Origin of the sequence: Rickettsia sp. Oklahoma-10, assembly GCF_039954865.1 — a bacterium.
In the GTDB taxonomy this organism is placed as follows: Bacteria; Pseudomonadota; Alphaproteobacteria; order Rickettsiales; family Rickettsiaceae; genus Rickettsia; species Rickettsia oklahomensis.
In genome coordinates this window covers 1,045,350-1,067,483 of sequence record NZ_CP157197.1, presented here as the reverse complement: position 1 = coordinate 1,067,483, position 22,134 = coordinate 1,045,350, and the positions used below count along the sequence as shown (strand labels likewise).

Sequence of the window (22,134 nt, the reverse complement as noted above, 5' to 3'; positions counted from 1 at the left end):
AAATCGTTTGTATAGCTATATTACAACCATTTATATAAACAATCAAAACAAAATATATGTCGCAAAAATTAGGTTTCTGGGCGGTTTTTGCCTTAGTGACCGGAAGTCAAATCGGTACTAGCATTTTTATATTGCCGTTAAGTTTAGCGCCCTTCGGTATATATAGTATTTATGGTTGGGTGTTGTCACTATTTGGTGCTATGAGTATAGCGCTTGTATTCTCGTACTTATGTGCAAAATTTCCTAAAACGGGTGGTCCTCACGTTTATGTACAGGAAAGTTTCGGGGATAAAATAGCCTTCTTCACGGGTTGGACTTACTGGGTTATATCCTTTGTCAGTACAAGTATAGTTGTTATCTCAGCAATAGGTTACCTGACACCTTTTTTTAAATCACAAGTTATTTTGGATTTAATATTACAGATAATATTATTAAGTGCTATTGCGGTTTTAAATTTAAAAGGTCCTGAAGTAGCAGGAAAAGCAGAGTTTTATTTAACTCTCTTAAAATTTGTTCCACTGCTTGTAGTAGGTTTAGCTGCATTATCTCATTTTGATATAGATAATATTGTTATAGATAAAGAAGTAGAGAATTTACGTATTCCAACTGTAATGGGAAGAGTTGCACTTCTTACTTTTTGGGGATTTATTGGGGTTGAGTGCGCAACTACTACGGCAGGGGCGGTAAAAGATCCGGCAAAGACCATTCCAAGAGCCATAATGTTTGGCACTTTCTGTGTAGCGGTGTTATATATTATAAATAGTATAGGTATAATGGGATTAATCCCTGCTGCTGAACTTATTAGTGCTAAAGCTCCTTATGCGGATGCTGCCGCATTATTATTTGGTGGTAAATGGTCAAGCGTCATTGCAGTTATAGCCTCGATTATATGTATAGGTACACTCAATGCTTGGGTGCTAGCTAGTGGACAGATTGCTCTTGGGCTTGCCGAAGATGGATTATTGCCGAAATTTTTTGCTAAGAAAAACAGTAATAATGCCCCAACTTACGGAATTATTGTAAGCTGCCTTGGTATTGTGCCGTTATTAGTCTTTACAGCAAATGATAATTTTGCCAAGCAGCTAACACAAATAATAGATTTTTCGGTCATAGCATTTTTATTTGTTTACTTAATTTGTAGCTTAGCATTTTTAAAAGTAATTCTTAGTTCAAAAGAAAATTTTTCTTATTATTATTTACTTATAGCTATAATATCTATTATTTTTTGTAGTTGGGTTATTTATGCAACACCTATTAAAACTCTAATTATAGCTAGCTCCTTTACTATACTTGGTATTCCTGTATATTACATGTGGTATAGAAGTAGTAAATAGTCCATTGCAAAGTCCTTGGTGTCATCAAGTGAGATGGTCCATCATCAAGTTATTTTTATGGATACCGTGGTCACAAGCTGCGTTATGATAGAGAATATGATAAAAGAGAGAGTTAATCTACTTAGAAGCTTATTCACAGAATATAATATAGACGGTTATATAATTCCATCTAACGATAAATATATGAGTGTATGTGTACCGGATTATGCTAAAAGACTTGAATATATTACAGGTTTTACCGGCTCAAACGGTATGGTTATTATATTTAAGGATGTAGCATTATTTTTTACGGACGGTCGTTATTTAGAGCAAGCGAACCAAGAACTTGATTTAGAGCTTTTTAAGATTTTTGATTTAAAAGATATATCTATATTAAATAAAGATACGAAAATACAGTATAATTTAGAAAGGTTCAGACAAGATGAATTTAAAGGTGTGCCTGCAGAGCGTATGTTAATATGTGAAAGCCGAGATCTAAAAAATTTGCTTATATCAAGCTTTCTGAATTATGTTGTAGGTTATGATTCTGAATTATTTACTTATCCTACTATATCAAATTTAAAGTTCAACTTTCAGAGAATTAACGGTAATTTAGTTGATAAGATTTGGTATAATCAGCCTCTAGAGCAATATTCTAAGGTAGATTTGTATGATATTGAATTTGCCGGTATTAGTCATCTAGAGAAGATAAATCAGTGCCGTAAAACTTTTTTGGATTCCTGCTTTTGTGTGAATGACAATAAAGAGGGTTGGAATGACACTGTATCAGCTTTGGTCATTCTCGATAGCTCTTCTATATGCTGGTTACTAAATTTGCGCGCTAGTGACGTTGCTTATACACCTTTAATGTTTGCTAAAGTTATACTCACTTCTACAAAATTATATCTATTTATTGCTCCATCAAGAATTGATACTGAAATTATTAATGCGCGTCCTGAAATAACGATTTTACCTGAAAAAGAATTTGAAAATATTTTAAGAGATAGCGAGAATATTTTTATTGATGCTAGTATAGCGTCTGTCTATATAATGGACTTAATAACTGATAAACAAGTACAAAAAATTACTGATCCATGCCTAATACCAAAAGCCTGTAAAAATGAGATCGAAATTAAGCATGCAATTGATTTTCATATTAAAGATGCAGTAGCTTTGTGTGAATTTTTTGCAGATTTTTCTCAATGTTATCCATGTGAAAACGGGGATCCAGAAAAGTACAGTATGGATTCCCGCTGTCATGGTAATAACATATGGGGAAACGGGAATGATGCAATAACAGAATACACCCTCGGGTTAAAGCTTACAGAGTATCGAGCTAAACAAGAGGGTTATGTTTCAGATAGTTTTCCCCCTATTTGCGGGTTTCAGGAAAATAGTGCGATTATTCATTATAGAGCTAATCCAAAAACTGCTAAAAAAATTATAGAGCACGGGATATTACTTATAGATTCCGGTGGTCAATATAGAGGAGCTACCACCGATATAACTAGAACGATCGTGATAGGTACACCGACCGATGAGCAGAAAAAGCGTTATACGCAAGTACTTAAAGGACATATTGCTTTAGCAAGAGTAAAATTCCCGCAAAATATTGTTATGGGATCTAATCTTGATATACTCGCTCGGCAATATTTATGGCAAGAAATGCTAGATTATCCGCACGGTACAGGGCATGGGGTAGGAAGCTTCTTGAGTGTTCATGAAGGACCGCAAAGCATAACTCTTTGTAATAAAACTGTACTTAAAGCAGGTATGATTATATCTAATGAACCAGGTTTTTATATTCCTGGAAAATATGGAATTAGAATCGAAAATTTAATGTATATAAAAGAAAATAGTGGATGGCTTGAATTTGAGACCTTAAGCTTAGTGCCTTATGCTAGTAAATTAATTGATGTGAAACTACTTAATATTGATGAAATAAGCTATATCAAGGAATATTATAATAAAATTAGAGCTAAAATTTATGATTTGTTATCTACGCAGGCGAGGAATTGGCTTAATAATGAAATAAATTTATTTTTAGAATCATTATTGTAATTGACGTTTATACTATTTTGGTATAAAGTCTTATGCAAAGTGCATGTCATACTGCGGTTTGGTCAAGCCATGGGGAGATTAGTTAATATTATTACTTTGGGGCGTCGCCAAGTGGTAAGGCAACGGTTTTTGGTATCGTCATCCGGAGGTTCGAATCCTCCCGCCCCAGCCATCCTTTAATTTACAGTGCTTTTACGAGCTATCGAAGTAGATGTAATACAGGTTCAATACAACCCTTTGCGTTTTGCTTGCTACGGCTCTTTTGCTCATGAACTGCGAGAAGCTAATACAGCTAATTGATCATGCTAAATTTCAGTTTAACTCTAGCATATGTAAACAAACTTAAAGGACGATACTTAGATAAGATAGAAGGTAGTATTGATACTAGCAAACAAGCTAAGCTAAAACATAAAATCGTCAGTGTTTTTGATTCTTATACTGCTTATGAATTACTAAGCTTTTGTTACTTTCTTGGAGTAGTGTATAATCAATATCAAATAAAATTGCTGAAAAATATGACACTTAAATTATTTAATCCATCTACGCCTTTATACCATTTGTGTGTGTAAAGTTAATCTTGAAATACCATAGTAGCCACAACTTTCCCTGTATTACCTATCTCCTTATATAAATTAACCTGATTTAAACGTAATTTAATCTTAGGGGTCCAATCAATACTGGAATTTTTATAACTAGATCACTTCTAGTCTTACATTATTATTGTAACTATGTCTATAAATCACAAAGTTCATTACCTATATATCATGAATAAACTAATACAATCTGATCTCTGCTTTTGTGAGGTCTTTTAAAGTACGTGATCCAGTGCATAACATGGTAATCTTAAGCTGTTTAATTATTAATTGTATCTCTTCGGAAACCAAGTGCTCCGAAGTATCTGCTGCTTTTAATAATTGACCGGCAAGTCCAAAAATATTAGCTCCCATACGAATTGCTTTTGCACCATCAATACCTGATTTTAATCCACCGCTAGCAATAATTGAAACATTTTTTGAAACTTCCCGTACCATCTTGAGAGAATCGCAAGTTGGGATTCCCCAGTTAATAAAGCTACTAGCAATGCGGTTTTGTAATGAATTTTTAGTACGATAAGCCTCAACTTGGCTCCAGGATGTTCCTCCACTCCCTGCAATGTCAAGAACTTTAACTCCTACATCAATAAGGTTTTTAGCAACTTGTTGAGATAAACCGTATCCTACTTCTTTAACAATTACAGGGACAGAGAGGTAATTAATAACTTCTCTTATTTTAGGTAAAAGATTTTCCCAATTTCTATTACCTTCGGGTTGAGTTAGCTCCTGTAATACGTTTAGATGCAGGATTAAGGCATCGGCTTTGGTGACATTAACTAAATACTGACATTCCTTCGGTGTTACTCCGTAATTAAGCTGTACTGCCCCGATATTGGCTAATAAAGGGATATCAGGAGCGATATGCCTTACCGCAAATGTCTTGATCGTATCTACTGCTGTTAACAGAACCCTCATAGAGCCAAGACCCATAGCAATACCAGCTTTTTGGGCTGTTTCTGCAAGTCGATAGTTAATATCTTTGGCTCTAGCAGTTCCTCCGGTCATACTAGAAATTAGAATAGGTGCTTGTAAAGATTTGCCAAGGAAAGTAGTAGTCGTATCTATGTTATCATAGTTAATTTCCGGTAATGCGTTGTGAATAAATTGAATAGATTCAAAGCCACTTTTAAGTGTAGATTCAACGTTTTTTGTCAGATTAATTTCAATATGCTCTTGTTTTCTTTCTATGTCTAAATTCTGATTTTTCAGCATTTTACTCATTAATTTTTTTTCATACTTAATCTATATTAATATATCTTGCTTTGCAAAATATATTTGATAATAGTGTCAATAAATTTAAGCCTTACTTTTTCTCCAGAACGTGTAACTAATTATACTATCATTATTATATTCTTGCATTTGTTATGTACCTTATCTTGTTTTCTAGGAGTGTTATGTATGTCTGCTCTAACTTCATTCTATATATTCTTCTATGTAATGCTTGTATAAGTTCTTTAGGTGCATTAGTATTTATAGTGTTTACGCTTTAATTTTAGAGGATAAAGATCTTGTCTTACTTTCTATATATTATTATAATTTGAGAACATATGCTCAAATCGTGTTTTAAACTCGTTAATATTATATTTTGCTGGAGGGAACATGATACTTTTTATCTAAATTTATATTGTGATCTTAATTGTTGTTTCTGGTTTTGCCTAGTTGACTGAATTCAGTCATAATCAGCATCAATTAAAGAAGAATACAGTATATCTGTATATCCATTATCTGAATCACTTAGTTTTTGCGGCTTTTTTACGTTTAGTCTTTCTTCTTTATTACTTAGTTTTTCTCTTTGGTGCTTTTTGGTATTTATTTTGATCAGAACAGTTTTAATCTGATAGTTGTTCATCATTTTAGGTTTTATGGATATCCTATGTCTTAGATTGTTATAATATGGAGATACTTCCTTATTAAGAGTGGATAAAATAGTTAGGAACAATAGTTTGCAAATTATTGTTGATCAAACGCGAATATGTATCATAAATAATATATGCCATCAATGTTATCAACAGCTCCAAAACTACTATTATACGGGATGTTTTCCACTATACCATTAATGTTCTGGTTATGGCTCTTTAACTAACTATAACATATTTAACACAGAATAATTGTAAACGCTACACCTTAAGGTTTGTTGATAGCTTATTAATTATATAATTACATAATACATTGCATTTTGTTTAGTGCTATTCTGTAGGATTTTATAATTGAAGATTACATTTAAGAAATGTTCTTCCAACTTTTTAACAACTTTAGGTATTGTTAAATCTGTTTATACTTCATTTTATACTTGTTTATTTTTTAAATGTCAGATTAAATCTCAATCACTTCAGATATGCAACTTTTAGCTATAACTCAACTTTCGTCTCTAAGATGAAAGTGGTTGATTTCTTAAGGCTATTAGCTTACCTCAAGATATTCACCATCTTTGAGAATTTCGCTTTTTACTCTTGTGCACCAATGGCATTTTTCGCTCTATAACTCCTTGACCTGGTCAAATTTCATTATTACTCCAAATTAGGTACTTTTTATAACACTACTCGTCACTTAAAGAGATTAAAGAACTATATTTTCAGTTGCTAAATCAATGTGGTATGAAGCTGTTTATAGTTTTCTTGTTGCATAAAATCTAAGGATAGAGGATATTTTAATAGATCTATTTTTTAGTGTACTGAGTAGTTGAACAAGTGCCTATGATTTCTAATAAGTTTAAGATAAAAATATTTAAAGCATGATATACCTGATCAATGAACAGATATTAATATTGTCATTACAGGTAAATTCAATTTACATTTTCTGTTTCGCTTGTTCATACCAGCAGTAATTAGAGATTTTTTATACCATTGCTAAAATCCTTTACAAAAATCATCGACAAAACAAAATAATCTATCATAATCTATATTCAGTATAGTAATATTTTTGTAGTAAAATTCTAAAATACTTTAATGCCACAACTTATGCGGTGATTTTCTTATACAAAGTCGTGGTAAAATATAAAAGAATCACGAGGGTAGTAAAATGAAAAGACAATTAGCTGACAATGAAATAGGTGGAAGTAATTCTTCTAAAATACAAAAGGTTAATGTAGAAGAATCTTTGCAAGAGAATGTAATAAGATATTGCTTAATGCCATCTCTTAAACATATGTCAGCTGTTAAAATAATTATTACATTATGGAGTCAAGCAGATATTCAGAATGAAATAATAAAATTATCTCATGTATCTCAAAGATATACCTACTCTGAAGATATGAATAAATTATGTCAAGAAGTTAAAAGTAAAATCTTCGATAGGATATTAGAATTATCTAGGTTCAAGTCTATAAGGAAAATTTTATCAGATGTTGTAAATCCTATAGGGCAGGAAATATTTGATTGGATGGAATACCAAGATAGAAGTATCTTTTGTAATGATCAGTATCAAGCTATGCATCACATAGCAGTAAATTACATAGGTAGCTTGGTTTGGTCATCAAGAGGAATAATAGATTATCAGGAAACAGCTAGAATTTTATTTCTTAAGAAAGAATTATCAAATAATTATAAATATAATCTTGCTTGTAATTATTGTCTTGAAGATAAAATAAAAATTATTGTTCCACAAGTCCTGCCAACCTTACATTTAGGGTCTATCACAATGCAACCGATGTCATATTTTTGGATTAATTACATAATAAAAAATTTTGTAGAATTAAAAGAAGAAATTAAAAAATCAATTGATACCTATAATATAAAATATCGCGGTAATTATAGTAGTGTTGATGAGATAGCACAATACCTTGCAATACTAGATGCAAAATTAAAACAAGAAGCTGGTGTTCATAGCAGTGTAAATGAGTATTTATTTCAAGTATTAGTAGGTCTTTATGGTTATAATAAATTATTGTACAAAAACCAAGTAGTCATAAAATACATATGGTATAAATTCAGTGATGATGAAAAGTCACGAAACATAATAACAGCATTACAAAATATAAGTAATACTGATCTTAAATGTTTTTTTCTATCACAAATGAATGAAGAACAACAACAAGAAGTATTTAAGACTGGTTCTCGTGATATATTATTATCTCTTTTAGATGATTGGTTATGGAAAGATTATTTTTTACCTACAATACATCATATATGGAATTCAATTTCTGAATTAGATTATCTTAGTGTATTAGAAAATATTGTATTGTATCGTATGGAACAACATTATGAAGATATTGAAAAATATAATCAGTATAAAATGCTCTGTAAGGAATTGTGGCAATTTGCTCCTAAACATTTAAAAGAATTTGTGTTTGAATTTCAAGATGGTTCTTGTGGCATCAATATATTCTTTAGGTTACTGCATACAAGAAATATAGATTTGATTAAGTTGATGTTGCCAGATATTAATAATATACAAAAAAAGAGCATGATATTTTCATTTCATAGTATTAATAATAAATGTCACCAGCTTGTTATAAGTGAGCAATTAGAGGTACTAGAGATGTTCATCAGTAGTGCTCTTGTGTCTGAGGAAGATATCAATACATTTAAGCAGAAGTTTGTTAAATTAAAAGGACATGATATAGCTGTACATTTTATACAAAATAATGAATGGAGCAAAGTAGTTCAGTTCTTGGAATGGGCTTTCAAATCTGCTGATGCAATAAGGGAATTTAAGCAAGGTTTAGTATATAGTAAAATTTGTAAAAATGCACTAGAAAGTATTGTTACAAATAATAAAGCAGATTTTGTAGCACTAGAACATTATTTTAAATGGTGTGTTCCAGATAGTCAAAACATAATAAATAATTTTAAATTAGGAATTCCTAAATTGTATTTCAGAGAAATAATTTGTAAGTTAATCGAGGAAGGTAAATATCAATTGTTAGAACAGATTTTAAATTGGAGTTTTGCCAATAGTCAACAACAAATTGATCAATTTAAACAGCACTTTTATCAGTATCATGACAATTTTGAAATAGTAGAATTAGTAATAAATTTAGTCATCAAAGATAACCAATTACAATCATTAGAGGAGTTTACTCATTGGTGTTTTACTAATGAAGAAGAAATAAAGCAATTTAAAGAATGGATATTACACCCTGCTAAAAATACAGTAGGTGTATGCATAGAGTTACTATGTAAAGACAAATTTAAGTTAGCTCATGAGTTTACTACTTGGTGTTGTAATTCATCACAAATAAAGATCAATAAGTTTAAAAGTGAATTAATGGTTTGTGATTATATAGACTATCTTTTTGAAGAAAACCACCATGATAATAAAATATTAATAGAAATTATTAAATGGTTTAAGCCATCTATAGAAATAATTACACAATTCAAAGAAAAGTTTATAAATTCTGGGTGGTTTAAAGATATTCTTCCCATATTAGATAACTCTTTTCAAGAACAGGACCATAATCTACGGGATATAGAAAATAATTTAAATAATATGCTGCTAGAGGTAGAAAGCAATATTATTAATCACAATGATAATTTAACAACAAGTTTGATAGGGGTGGTTACAGAAGATTAAATTTTGATACTATAAATGAAGAATAACAAAAAATAGCACAATAAAAAAAAGAATATATTTTTAAAGTGTTAAATCATGTATTATCTTTTATAGATTAAGTGATATAAATTTATGTTGAAACAATGCACTGCAAGTAATAGGGTTTTTCTCTCAAAATTGGACAATAACAAATGAAGAATGAGATAGCATATAATTTTCTATACAATATTGATAAGTTTAAAATACAATTTCAAAGAGTACTAGATAGAACTCCTCATGAACGAGCTCCTGGAAAAATTGATTTTTGGGCCCACTTTTTTCTTGGCTCTGGTATAACTATTCAAAATAGTAAAGATGCTATGCATATTAGAGATATTTGCTTTAGTATTGGTTCATTTAGTAAAGCTCGAATTATAAAACTAGCTTTTAAAGTTAATGATAATGGGCAAGATAAAGTTATACTACGATCTATATCTATTACTGAAAATAATACTATTCCTAACAGGGTAAAATATGCAGACAATGAGCTAAAAATAATAAATAATCAATTTTTTGGGGCAGATGCCAATACTATTAATTTAGCAAATATTGATTCTAAAACATTACATTTAAATATTAAGACTAGTACAATTAATCTACAATTTAATAATGCTCTAGGAATTTATGGATCAAGTGTTAATATCGTTCAAGTTAAACCTTTACAAGGGGTAAAATTAGATGATGTTTTAGATTTAATTGCTAATTCAAAAAATGTTATAAAAGATAATGTAGAAAGTTTTTTTAATAAGTTAATAGAACTATACAATAATAATAAGGGAGGAGTGCTTATAAAGTCGGAAGTAGCTTACCATGGGTTTACTTATGGAGCACTAGTATTAAACTATAAAAATAAGTATGGGATAGATACCTATGTTGAGCAAAGTGCTGGGAGGGGATTTTTAGACTTATATTTTTTATTACGTAAAGATGGAAAAGATAATCATATATCAGATGCTGTTAAAATAATTGTTGAATTTAAGGGGGGGCAGCAAGATGTTGGCAACAGTATTATATCTGTTGTAGATGCAGTAAAGCAAATAGAAGATATGGCTTATGCATATCAGTTAGTAGGCAGAACTACATACAATAAAGAAGTTATAATAGTAGGGGTTGATTTTGGTGCTATAATACAAAAAGTATACGCACAGAAAGCATTTATTACTCAAAAAGAAGGTTTTATATCAACGCTGATTAATAGAAGACAAATAATATTAGATCACGATACAATAACGAAGGCATTAAAAACAATATACTACTCAACACGTAGTGATGAATCATTAGGTGTGGTAATACTAGGAGAGTTGTTGTCAACTAATGTAGAGAAAAAGATATTTGTTATTAAGGATCTTCCTAGTAATCAACGGGTTAGTATATTTGTATTTAGTAATCAATATAAAAGTACAATAATATTAACTATCATCGAGCAAGAACATTTAAATTCATTTGGATACGAGAGAACGTTTATAAAAGATAAATCTAAACCAACTATAAGAAGTAATATAGATAGTAAACAAGTCACTATAGAAGAGGAGGTACAAGCTGCAATTTTATATACTCAAAAAGAGCTAAATATCAATGCTGGTAAAAGAATTGATATAACCATTAATCCTAAAGGGAAAGTCTTTGAGAGTATAAGAAATGTGGATTTTTACTGTTTAAACATACGAGTAAACGATTTAGAATCGACTGCTCCACAAGTACAACAATCCTATATATCACAATTTATCACAGAATATAATGTTGTATCAAATATTGATCTAAATAATCTAATACCAGCATTACAGAATTTGGATTTAGATAATATGTCAAGTCCACCACATGGTGATAATGAAAATATCGAGGCTCAGTCTAGAGAATTAACTAAACTTAAAGAAGAATTATTAAAGTTGAAGAAGTTTATTGTCCTAGAAAAAGATTTTAAATCTATAATACATGGTTTGTTTTTACATAAAAAATTTAATGGGAACGATATAACGGTACTTACAGAGGTAAGTTTAGGGCATGGCAGAGCAGATTTAGTGTTAGTGTTCCAAGATAGAGTGCCACTTGCCTTAGAATTAGGACTTGGCACTTTAACGCAAATACGAGCTAAGGAGACACAATTAAAGGACTATATAAGATACCTTAAGGTTATTACTGATGCAGTGCAAATTAAAGGGGTTGTATTATGTTTTAATAAAGATACAACTATTGCAGATTCGATAATAGTAGCGAAAGGTGTTATTGATAAGGTTTATCATATCAGTTCAGATGACAGTCCTGTTAAGCAATCTCCATTACGATCTAGACCTAATCTGCAAGATTTAAATAACCCACAACCAGGTTCATCAGGACTACAACAAGAGAAGCATGGATATAATTCAGATAGTGGTTCTACGCTTAATCCTAGACAAAAAAAATTAAAATTACATTTTTCTTCTTGTTTAGGTGGTAAAAAGAAGAGAGAAATTAGTTTTTGTAAGTTTAGTGAAGAGGACTTAGCTGAGTTTAGCATAAGAAAGAAAATGAGCAATATAGATGAATTACAAATCGATAGTAAAAAGTTCTTAGAATATTTAATACATAGTAATGATCAAGGAAAAAATAGTCAATTGTTGGAATTAGCAAAAATCAGACAAATTGAGGATAGTAATAACATCATAGGCCATTATAAATATCTATTAGACCGGGTAATAGAAGATGGAGGTTATAATAATTACCGTCAAAATGAACGTCTTGAAAGAATTATATATAATGTTGCTCAGGATAATTCTATAAAAATAAATAGTAAATTAAAAAGTAAACTAATTAGTGCTGTAGGTAAGCTTCAGTTAATAAGAGGTATATATGGAGCTATTGTACAATGTCAAGAAAGTAAAGATAATGATACAGGGGGGCGAGATTGTTTAATAAATGTTGGGGGGGTAACTTACTCTTTTGCATCAGAACCAATTGAAAATATTATAGTAAGGCAAAAATCTAAGTGGGGGATAAGATTATTAAACAGTGTTAGTCAAGTAACACCAAAAATACTAGGTCATAATACAAAATTTATTTTCAAGATTCTATCAGCAAAATATGGGGTTAATTTTTTAAAAGGTACGGCAGGTGGTGTATCTGGGGTATTTGATATTGTGGATATAGGGTTGGTAGCCCAAGCACTTAAGAAATGTAATGATATGGCAGATACTGATAATGCATGTAGTGATAAGGAAATAAGGGATTATACAGCATCTATAGTTTTTTCTGGAGTTTCATTTGTGTCTGGTGTTGCTTTGGTAGTTGCTAGTACTAATGCTGGACTTGGTGTAGGGGCAGGGTTATTATCGATTGCTGCTTATGCAATATATAGTGGTATTAGTGATATTGTAGAGTATGAAGCAAGATATGATACCACCCATAATGAGAATTGGCGAATATTCTGGCATACTGTTACTAACAAATACCCACCAGAGGATGTACAACATTTAGCAGCAAGAATAGAATCTGTAAATAATATATTGAGTACAACATGGGATTATTTACAATCTATGCCTAATGATGTAGTGGCTTATGCTGGTGGATTTGGTAAGGTAGTAATAAGACACTGGGAAGAATGTACAAGCAAATTAAAATTCATACGAACGCCATATGGTGGTGGAGGACAAATATATGTAACAGAATGTAAAAAGTATATTAGCAGTACTGTTAAACCAAGTTATGCTAAGATTGATATGTTACATAATAATTATCATTATTTATCACGTGTTGTACCTAATTATATTCAGGGTGCTACAATGACTTGTTTGCCTCAGCAGGCTAGCGCAATCTATGAGGTAAGTGGTACTGCAAGGTCAGATCCGAATGTAATATATCCATGTGCTAATAGTTTTATTGTCGAACACAATGTGAGACGGAATCAAGTTCATGATAACAAGTATATAATTTTTAATACTAAATTGATCAGTGCTGGAGAAATAATAACACATAATACACTATCTAGTATTTTTATGCTGGGTGAAAGTTCTATTAAAATAGACGTTTTAAGTCGTAATAATCAATTTATCTTTCTTAATAATAAATTTTTAGGTTCTATCAATCTTGGTATAGTAAGCCTAAATCATATTCGGTCACCTTATTCTTTTAATACATTTAATACAGCAATATTAGACTATAGTATTGTAAAATTTAGTATTCAAAGCATAGAACATATAGATTGGATTTCTGGGAGTAGAGTTAATATATTTATTAATGATAGAAAAATAAATCTTTTTTATACATATTTCTGTGATGTAATAAAAATTGCATATCAAGGGAGAAGAAATAATGTAGATCATGTTGACTGCAAGTTAAATGATCGTCATCCCTTTGTAAAAGTTGATTTGATAGATGGTGATGGGGGATATAGCAATGATAAACCAGATATCATTAAAGGTTGTAGGAAAGTAGTAATTTGGCCATATACAGAAGTAAAAGGTACAGAAGGTATTTATTATTTTTATATAAGAACAAGAGATATTAAGAAAAAAAATTCAAATTCATTAATTGACATCAAAGGGAAAGGAACCATTGTCTTCCTAGGCACCAATTTATTAACAGATTGTGAGAGCATAACTTATTCTAAAATAAATAATACTCTGTCATTACAAATTAAATTGGGTGCAAATATTTTTTATACATTAAGTATAAAAAATTATTTAGGCAATGATAATATAACTCATAACTTTAATTTAATAGATAAAAATTATGGTAATGTTATTCCTAAAATAGAAGAAAGTACAACTAGTATTAGTAGATTTGAATTGCATATAACAAAAGAGCATAGTAGTCAGAATAGCTATTATTTAGTTGAAGAAGTTAAAAAATATTATGACAAGGTTTCAGCGAAGAATACAGATTATGAACTATATGGTGTTGTAAAATATAAAGAACACTATTATCATTTTGGCTCTGAGAGTGCAGACATTATTATTTTTGACAAGCAAATTGCCTTTGCTAAAGGTTGTGAAGAAAGTGATATATATATTGTAACTAATAATATAGATGTAGGTACAATAATAATTGATAATAGCTCACATGATATGAAATTTGATATATTGTTGCTATTATCAATAGATAATGTTTGGTTAGAAACTGCAGGTAATGATCTTAACGTACTGATTCACAAAAAAAAAGATGATGTGGAGAAGGTAGATAATGTTATAATATATAATTATTTTAAAGATGTTAGTTATAAACATCTTATATTCGTTGATGAAAAAGGAGACGCTTATATACCATTCCAAGGAGTTGATAATAATTTGAGGCTTGTGTCTTTTTGTAGCTGTAATATAAGTAGTTTTTTTAGTGTAATTACGGCAAATACGACAGTTGTGATTGATTGTACATTAGATAATATAGTATACTATAGAATACAAGAAGATCTAATATTGCATAGCAGGAGTAGTGATAGTCCTGTAATTATTGCTAAACAATTTTTTGATAATCAAGTTAAGTATAATTATACTAAAATATATCAATATATTAGTCATAATAGCATAATGCTACTTGAAGGCATTAGTCTTAATGATTATCTCAAGAGTGATAGCGCCAATTCTAGTATAAGTACTAACTTTAATATGCACATTGAAAAGGGTACTTTTGTATTAAAGGAACACTTGGGTAATAATCCTATTGCTATAAAATTCCACGATTTTATGTTATCAGCTGCATCTAAGATACAACCATTGCGAGTTATTTGTATTATGAATGAAGGAGTTCATATTATATTACGTTTTACTGTGATTCATAAAGATAAGATGTTTCAGCATTGCAATAATGCTGTAAACTTTGCAATAGATGGAAATGATTTGTTGTTATTAGCAAAAGATACAAGTAGTCATTATTCTATTCAGAAAATAACTATGCCACAATTTTATATACCACTATCTGAATGGTATATAAGCATACATCGATACAAGATGCTTAACAATTATAATGAACAGCCCTTAGATTTTGTTGGAGGTGCCAATAGGGCTAAGGCTTATACACAGTTAGTCCAGGAATCATATAATGTTGCGATCCAAGAATATGAAATAGACTTTAGCAAATCATTTAATATAACACATAACCATAGAATGGACAATGGTAAGTTATTTCCCATACCATTAGATGAACAAAGGATAGGTATTATTATATTTAAAGATATTAAGCCGCGGGAGATAAAAGTTATGAGATTTATTGATGATTTAGTTATTAATAATGTTCATATTACTAATAGTGATAAACAACATATTATTAGGGTAAAAAATTGGTTTATTAACCATGATTATACAATTTCTACAATAGAGTTTGATTTTGGATTAGATTATATAAGAATTAATGCATGGAATCAGAATATAAATACGACCAAAGGTAATACTACACTAGTTGTAATGCAAAATAAGATTAGTATGGCTGAATGGATGACTGATAATCTCAGAGTTTGTATGCAGGCTCTATTATCACCTAATTATGATATATTATACCACCATTTGAAATGTATACTTGCGATTAGTAGTAAAAATAGTATAATCATATCCTATAAGGCATTAGGATTTAATTTACCAGAAGAACAAGTTACTTTTATTGATAATTGTAAATTTACAAAAGATATATTATCACAATTAAAAGTATCTATAAATACAACTATTGAGTATCAACATTGTGTTGGTTGTAATTATGCAGTATTACCAACACCAAATATGAGTAACAATATATTAGCATGTGCAGCATGGTATAGGTTGATATTGTTTGGATATAACTATATAGAAGCATCCCAAATATATAATAATATAAGTCAGATATTTAATTATAGTAGAATAATAGAAAGTATTAATAGAATCCAAAATATTTTAGGCAATAATAGTGATGAAACTGATCATCAACGTCATCATCTTAGCTTCAATGACTATGAGAATTTGATAATAAGTACTACAAATTGGTTTAAAGAGAAGGTATATGTATTCTGGAATATGATAAGTAACATCAATATTTTACCAGTAGCTAATGCCGACCCTATTAATGAAAGTCTAAATATGTATATTACAGGAAATTGTGATATCAACGAAAACAAGGAGTGGAAAAATACTACCATTAATTCTAATAACAGTATTGCTGTTCAATATAATTATGTACAACAGCAACTACCACTTATACAATATGTTGTGCACCATTCACAATTAGTACCTACCATAAAAAAATATGGAGTGATGGGAACAATAAAGCATCTTATTAGACAATGTGAAAACCAGTTAAGCAGTTGGTATTATTATCATCAAGATACAAGGCCTGATCATGATGCAGAGCAGTTCTGCAGACAAATCTGCTCATGTACAAACTTGCTAAACAAGCTTGAAGGCATATTAATAGAAATGAGGACACAATGGATAAAATCTCAGATGAGTTCTGTCTTGGCCCAATGTGTTAGTGCAAAAGAGAATATTACACCAAAGCATAAATTATTAAATTACGTTGAAAGTGCACTACAAGGTGAAGGTGACAGCAGATTATTAAACGACATCGAGACTAAATTAGGAGAGTTAGATGCTAGATGGCAAAAAAAATATAAATTTTTAAAGAGTTACCACGATAGTATACAAGATACAAAAGATGAATTATATCAACTCACTGTTAAGTTGCAACAACAAAAAACAGTAACTCAAAACCAAATAGAGGAGATAACAATACTAGTAAATTATACCACTGATCTAATAATAGGTATCATGGACTTAACTAATAACAGTGTTTGGCAACAACAACTACAACAAATATTATTAGTCCATAAATATGGTATAAACACACAACAAGATATAGTAGAAAAAAGAGTAGAGTTAAATACAAGTAATTTACCAAATAATGTTGATATAAATATTAGTGCAAGTGGTGATATGGATCATATCTTAGCTTACATGAGTCATATTCTGCCAGATCAATTAGGAAATAGTAGTATAGGTAGCATGCTATTAGGATTAGGAGAGCCACCGATATTGGCTTGAAATATACTAGGGCAAGAAAAAATTTCTACATAATCATTGAAAGCTGATATAGGACAAGAATTTTTTGCTTATATTGTACAATATTATCTAAAAAGAATACAAACTTAAATTCTGTCCGATCAAACCATTATCACCCTATCTATGGTAAAGTAGAAAGGTCACAAAGGACTAATTTAGTTGAATTTTACACTACAAAAGCAATTATAAAATTGGGAGCATTATTATAATCATAATAGGGGCTGACTCTCTTGTTGGAAACGCTCCTTGGGCAAAATATAAAGATCTAGAATCTTGCATTCCTTATTACAAGAAATTGAGAAAAATTATAATCCCTTAAAGTATTGTTAAAAATACAAAGATATAATCGTGTATCATTAGTTACGCATTAAACAAACAATCTAGTTGTATATCTATAAATCACACAAATTACTATACATGTTACTGATAAACATATTTTTCCATGCGGGTCATTTATTCTTTCTGCAGAAATATAATATCATTCATATTGCTAACTGCCTGCCATAATAATATAAATATTTGTCCTACCAAAAAATTTTTTAATAAATTTATAAAAGTATTCATAGTTTTTTTCTCCTATAGTCTTATTACAAAGTAAAATCTCTTTATATATAATGTTTAAAATATTCTATACATTTATAGTTAGTAATTTGTTGCTACATCAAAGCAATACTGTTTTCTATGATATGATAAAGACCACTGACCTTTAATAAGATTTTTTTACGATCATCTAAATATTGTTACTTTTCCTTAATATTCATGGACTATAAAGCTTACCATACTATTTTTGCTATAGAATATTTGTAGTTCTTATTTTTCATAAAACTTAAAGGAATCAAGAGGGTTAAAGGACTAATTAATACAAGACCATTATTTCTGTTATTTTCTTCTTTAGTTTTATAGCTTTCTTGCAATTATCACATGCGTAACTAAAGTTATCTTTATGAGCGTATTATGGATAAAATAGATCAAAACTAGTTTCACTATTATATTTATAAGTTCTGCTCTTGAGCTTAGTAACTATAAATTTGTATTTTGTTACAAAATATATTTATTATGTGTAAGTGGAAATAAACTAACTAAAGTATTAGGAGATACTTTTATGTTAAAGCTAAAGTCAGAACAGAGCTAAAAGATAGTTAATATGAGTTAAGTGAATTAATTAATATTATGATGGTATAAATCCACTTTTCTAAGAAGCTTTTAGATTTGATAAATGTAACAACAAATGTGTATGAAACCCTTAAAGGTTTGGCAACTAATGAAAAAAGAGAAGCTGAAATTTTGATTACTCCTTGGCTTTTCATTTTGATAAACTGTAAGAAATGACAGGCTTTCTAGAGTTGGCGGAGAGAGGGGGATTCGAACCCCCGACACGTTGCCGTGAACACGCTTTCCAGACGTGCGCCTTAAACCACTCGGCCATCTCTCCAAGATTTTTGGTGTTGTTGCATGACTTAATATGCCGTTTCCGCTTTTGTGAGAATCCAATTCAAACTTGATTACGTTATCTCAGGAAACACCTGTGATGCAAGATTTTTGTAGTCCACGGGATGACAAAATAAATTTCAGATTACTGCTTTTGCAGGAGTGATATAGAATACTTTTTTTAGAGCCATGTAACAATGCTAAGACTTAATAATTATTCTTAGAAAAAATATTATTGGCTTCCTCTAGCTCATGTTTATTATTAACACCAATAATTAAATCATGATCAGTAGATAATAAATATGAAACTTTTTCGCCGTGATTTTTACATATTTTTACTATTTCAGTTAAATAAACTTCCTTATTACCAGTAATATTAGTAGCAAATAAAGGTAAGTATTTATTTAACATGCCTATACTGAACGCCATAATACCCGAATTACAAAGCTTTATTTTTTTCTCTTCTTCGCTTGCATTTTTATACTCGATTATTTCTAAAAGATCACCGTTTTTATCAGTAGCTATTCTACCGTACCAAGTAGGATTTTCTCTCTCAAAACTTAAAGTCACTAATGCAGAATTAGTAAGGCTTAAATAATCTATTAATTCATGAATCAGTTTTGGAGTAATAAGAGGATGATCGCCGTATAAAACTAATATTATTTTATTTTCGTCAATTAAATCTATTGCTGTATAAGTAGCATGAGCTGTACCCTTAGGTTCTTTTTGTAGTACGAAGCGACACATATGCTCATAGGGCATTAAATATCTTTTAAGTTTCTCTGAATAAACTATAACTACATCATTTGTTACTTCAAGCGAATTCTTTAATACCGTTTCAAGCATTGGAACTCCACCAACTTTATGCATTACTTTCGGTAAATTGGATTCCATTCTAGTTCCTTTACCAGCTGCTAAAATAATTATTTGATAATTTGCGCCGTTATAAGTCATTATTCTCCTTGTATTATTTTATAAACATCATCAGACAGCTTATAATTACTGAAAACTCTTTGCACATCGTCGCTATCTTCTAAAACTTCCAAAAGCTTTAGTAATTTTTCAGCTTTTTCCTTATCATCTATAATTATTGTATTTAATGGAATCCAGCCTATATAAGAGTCTTCAGGTATGCCGTATTTGTCAGTTAAAAATTCTAGAGCCTTGGAAAAATTTTCAATATCCGTATAGATTGTATGGGTGGTATCATCAGATATAATATCGTCTACATCTGCTTCTATCACCACTTCTAGAATATTTTCACTTGATGCTATGTTGCTTAGATATTGAATAACGCCGCAATGTTTAAATAAATAATTAACACTACCAATTTCGCCTAAACTCCCACCATATTTAGTAAAGCTAGAGCGTATCTCAGCAGCAGTACGGTTTTTATTATCGGTTAAAGCTTCAACTATTATAGCAATACCGCCAGGTGCGTAACCTTCATATCTAATTTCTGTATAATTCTCGGTGTTAGAAGAATCATTAGCACTATTAATAGCCTTGTCGATTCTTTCTTTTGGGAGATTTTGACTGCGTGCGGCAGTTAAAGCATTTCTAAGACGTGGATTATTTTCAGGGTTATTAGAAGGACCGGTTTTAGCTGCAGTAACTATTTCGCGAATTAATTTAGTGAAAACTTTTGCTCTTTTTTTATCTTGAGCCCCTTTACGATGCTGAATATTTTTGAACTTTGAGTGTCCGGCCATTTTGTTATTATTATATCGTGTATATTTTTTTAAGAATTAGATTTTATATTGGTTGGTGATTACATGGAGCGTACACCACCTTAACGAGTACATGAACTCCTGATAAAATGAAACAATAATTCTTAAAATATACATAATATTAACCCTGTTTTGCTTTAAATCTTTTATTCTTTTTATTTATTACAAAAATTTTACCTTTTCTTTTAATAATCTGACAATCTTTATCACGTGTTTTTAATGACTTTAATGAGCTAACGACTTTCATAAAATATACTTATTACATTTAATTTGGACTGATAATAAACATTTTTATTTATTCAGTCAATTACCAATTTAAGGATTTAAAAAATATCACATTTCGTGGTTCTTGAATATAGATTCAACCAATAATTGCAAAATGGTCAAAGTATGAATTAATATTATATAACTTTAAGTCAAGAAACTAAATGAAATCAAACAAAATGGAAGTGAATGGAGTTTAGATATGTCATAGTTATAATGAATTTCTTGTTGAATTATTAAAATTAATTCAAAAATTTTATCTATCTGAAATACTTACAAAAGTAGTTTATCCACATAAACATGTATGAATGCTATTAAAAGATAAGTAACAAGGTACAAATAAAATGATAAGTTCAGGGCAACGTAAACTACTATGAAAAAGCTAATAATAATTAATGTAAAGCTATAACAGTTGTATTAGACGTCATTATATGTTATTTTTAGTTTCACAGAGAGGTTGGGAAAATAATAAAGGTGCATCATAAGGTGATTTAGATACTAAAAACTTCTAGAGTAAAATTTACAGACAATAAAAAAATATTACATTAACTCAAATCAGAAATATTTAATCTATAAGAAGCAAATAAATAAAGGAGAATATGTAGACCTTAATAATCCTGAGCAACTTGCTGTTTTATTTAATTAATCAATGCACCTTGCTGATAAAGCTACTTCAACATCAAAGAACTTACAAGTATGGCTAAATAATGTCGGCTTAATATAAGTAATAAAGCATTAGGTAAATAACCTTCCACTAGTTTGAGTACTGCTAACTTTAGTAGAATAGAGTTTAATATACATTTAAATAAAATTAATAAATTAACAAAAAATTATAAAATAGTAATCAGTGAAGAATATATAACATAGTGTCATAGAAACCGGAGTGTAGAGACAATAGATCAAGCGTTAAGTAAGTCTAATTTTATTAAACAAGAACTGCTCATAAATAGTAGAAAATCTTATGAAATTATTTGGTAGTCATTATGCTTTTCTGTATGTTATAAGTCAATATTTATTATAATAAGTATTAGGGGCTCTATGTTGTTTGGTGGAGAACAATTAAATCTATAAAAAGCAGTAACAACCATATATAATAATGGTATAAAGAAAACTTTTATTTAGAAGTAAATCCTGCTCCAGTTATAGTTAACCCATAAATCAAGGTTGTAGAGGCTGGAATAATTTTTTGAAGATTTTAGTTCAGATTGAGATTAAGTCTTTACAT

At 29.8% G+C, this 22,134-nt stretch carries 10 protein-coding genes and 2 tRNA genes; 6 read left to right on the top strand and 6 right to left on the bottom strand.

What is annotated here, in order from left to right; translation table 11 throughout:
- The first annotated feature begins 56 nt into the window (after window positions 1-56).
- The 4 genes from AAGW17_RS04740 (at window position 57) to AAGW17_RS04725 (ending at window position 3,943) form a co-directional block, all read left to right on the top strand.
- The gene (locus tag AAGW17_RS04740; protein WP_347938853.1) at window positions 57-1,334 is read left to right on the top strand and encodes an APC family permease; all 1,278 of its coding nucleotides are present in this window, start codon (window positions 57-59) and stop codon (window positions 1,332-1,334) included.
- 96 nt (window positions 1,335-1,430) lie between these two features.
- Window positions 1,431-3,374 (top strand): M24 family metallopeptidase, encoded by a 1,944-nt coding sequence (locus tag AAGW17_RS04735; RefSeq protein WP_347939427.1) that lies wholly within the window; start codon window positions 1,431-1,433, stop codon window positions 3,372-3,374.
- A gap of 97 nt (window positions 3,375-3,471) precedes the next feature.
- Window positions 3,472-3,546 (top strand) — tRNA-Gln (locus AAGW17_RS04730).
- Between the two features lie 130 nt (window positions 3,547-3,676).
- Window positions 3,677-3,943, top strand: coding sequence for a hypothetical protein (locus tag AAGW17_RS04725; protein WP_347938852.1), 267 nt, complete (start codon window positions 3,677-3,679; stop codon window positions 3,941-3,943).
- Between the two features lie 204 nt (window positions 3,944-4,147).
- Here AAGW17_RS04725 and fni read toward each other — a convergent pair whose 3' ends face one another.
- Together fni and AAGW17_RS04715 are read right to left on the bottom strand one after the other, a co-directional pair.
- On the bottom strand, window positions 4,148-5,179 hold the full coding sequence (fni, locus tag AAGW17_RS04720; protein ID WP_347939426.1) for a type 2 isopentenyl-diphosphate Delta-isomerase: 1,032 nt from the start codon (window positions 5,177-5,179) through the stop codon (window positions 4,148-4,150).
- Window positions 5,180-5,636: 457 nt separating this feature from the next.
- The gene (locus tag AAGW17_RS04715; RefSeq protein WP_347938851.1) at window positions 5,637-5,819 is read right to left on the bottom strand and encodes a hypothetical protein; all 183 of its coding nucleotides are present in this window, start codon (window positions 5,817-5,819) and stop codon (window positions 5,637-5,639) included.
- A 1,166-nt stretch (window positions 5,820-6,985) separates the two neighbouring features.
- Between AAGW17_RS04715 and AAGW17_RS04710 the strand changes: the two genes are divergently transcribed.
- Both AAGW17_RS04710 and AAGW17_RS04705 read left to right on the top strand, forming a co-directional pair.
- On the top strand, window positions 6,986-9,478 hold the full coding sequence (locus tag AAGW17_RS04710) for a hypothetical protein (RefSeq protein WP_347938850.1): 2,493 nt from the start codon (window positions 6,986-6,988) through the stop codon (window positions 9,476-9,478).
- A gap of 170 nt (window positions 9,479-9,648) precedes the next feature.
- Window positions 9,649-17,469 carry a hypothetical protein gene (locus tag AAGW17_RS04705; RefSeq protein WP_347938849.1) on the top strand — a complete coding sequence of 2,607 codons (7,821 nt, stop codon included), beginning with the start codon at window positions 9,649-9,651 and terminating at the stop codon, window positions 17,467-17,469.
- Between the two features lie 1,362 nt (window positions 17,470-18,831).
- On the opposite strand, the gene AAGW17_RS04700 is transcribed toward AAGW17_RS04705, so the two are convergent.
- The 4 genes from AAGW17_RS04700 to ykgO all read right to left on the bottom strand — a co-directional run bounded on the left by AAGW17_RS04700 (window position 18,832) and on the right by ykgO (window position 20,892).
- Window positions 18,832-18,919, bottom strand: a tRNA-Ser gene (locus tag AAGW17_RS04700).
- 203 nt (window positions 18,920-19,122) lie between these two features.
- Complete coding sequence (locus AAGW17_RS04695; protein WP_347938848.1) at window positions 19,123-19,869, bottom strand: sugar phosphate nucleotidyltransferase; 747 nt, start codon at window positions 19,867-19,869, stop codon at window positions 19,123-19,125.
- Window positions 19,869-20,627, bottom strand: coding sequence for a YebC/PmpR family DNA-binding transcriptional regulator (locus tag AAGW17_RS04690; protein WP_347938847.1), 759 nt, complete (start codon window positions 20,625-20,627; stop codon window positions 19,869-19,871). The genes AAGW17_RS04695 and AAGW17_RS04690 overlap by 1 nt, the downstream gene beginning before the upstream one ends.
- Window positions 20,628-20,766: 139 nt before the next feature.
- Window positions 20,767-20,892, bottom strand: coding sequence for a type B 50S ribosomal protein L36 (ykgO, locus tag AAGW17_RS04685; RefSeq protein ID WP_347938846.1), 126 nt, complete (start codon window positions 20,890-20,892; stop codon window positions 20,767-20,769).
- Window positions 20,893-22,134: the final 1,242 nt, after the last annotated feature.

Bases quoted from the DNA above. Each gene is read 5' to 3' on its own strand.
- AAGW17_RS04690 (WP_347938847.1), bottom strand. From the start codon at position 20,627: ATGGCCGGACACTCAAAGTTCAAAAATATTCAGCATCGTAAAGGGGCT.
- AAGW17_RS04695 (WP_347938848.1), bottom strand. From the start codon at position 19,869: ATGACTTATAACGGCGCAAATTATCAAATAATTATTTTAGCAGCTGGT.
- AAGW17_RS04705 (WP_347938849.1), top strand. From the start codon at position 9,649: ATGAAGAATGAGATAGCATATAATTTTCTATACAATATTGATAAGTTT.
- ykgO (WP_347938846.1), bottom strand. From the start codon at position 20,892: ATGAAAGTCGTTAGCTCATTAAAGTCATTAAAAACACGTGATAAAGAT.
- AAGW17_RS04710 (WP_347938850.1), top strand. From the start codon at position 6,986: ATGAAAAGACAATTAGCTGACAATGAAATAGGTGGAAGTAATTCTTCT.
- AAGW17_RS04715 (WP_347938851.1), bottom strand. From the start codon at position 5,819: ATGATGAACAACTATCAGATTAAAACTGTTCTGATCAAAATAAATACC.
- AAGW17_RS04740 (WP_347938853.1), top strand. From the start codon at position 57: ATGTCGCAAAAATTAGGTTTCTGGGCGGTTTTTGCCTTAGTGACCGGA.
- AAGW17_RS04725 (WP_347938852.1), top strand. From the start codon at position 3,677: ATGCTAAATTTCAGTTTAACTCTAGCATATGTAAACAAACTTAAAGGA.
- fni (WP_347939426.1), bottom strand. From the start codon at position 5,179: ATGCTGAAAAATCAGAATTTAGACATAGAAAGAAAACAAGAGCATATT.
- AAGW17_RS04735 (WP_347939427.1), top strand. From the start codon at position 1,431: ATGATAAAAGAGAGAGTTAATCTACTTAGAAGCTTATTCACAGAATAT.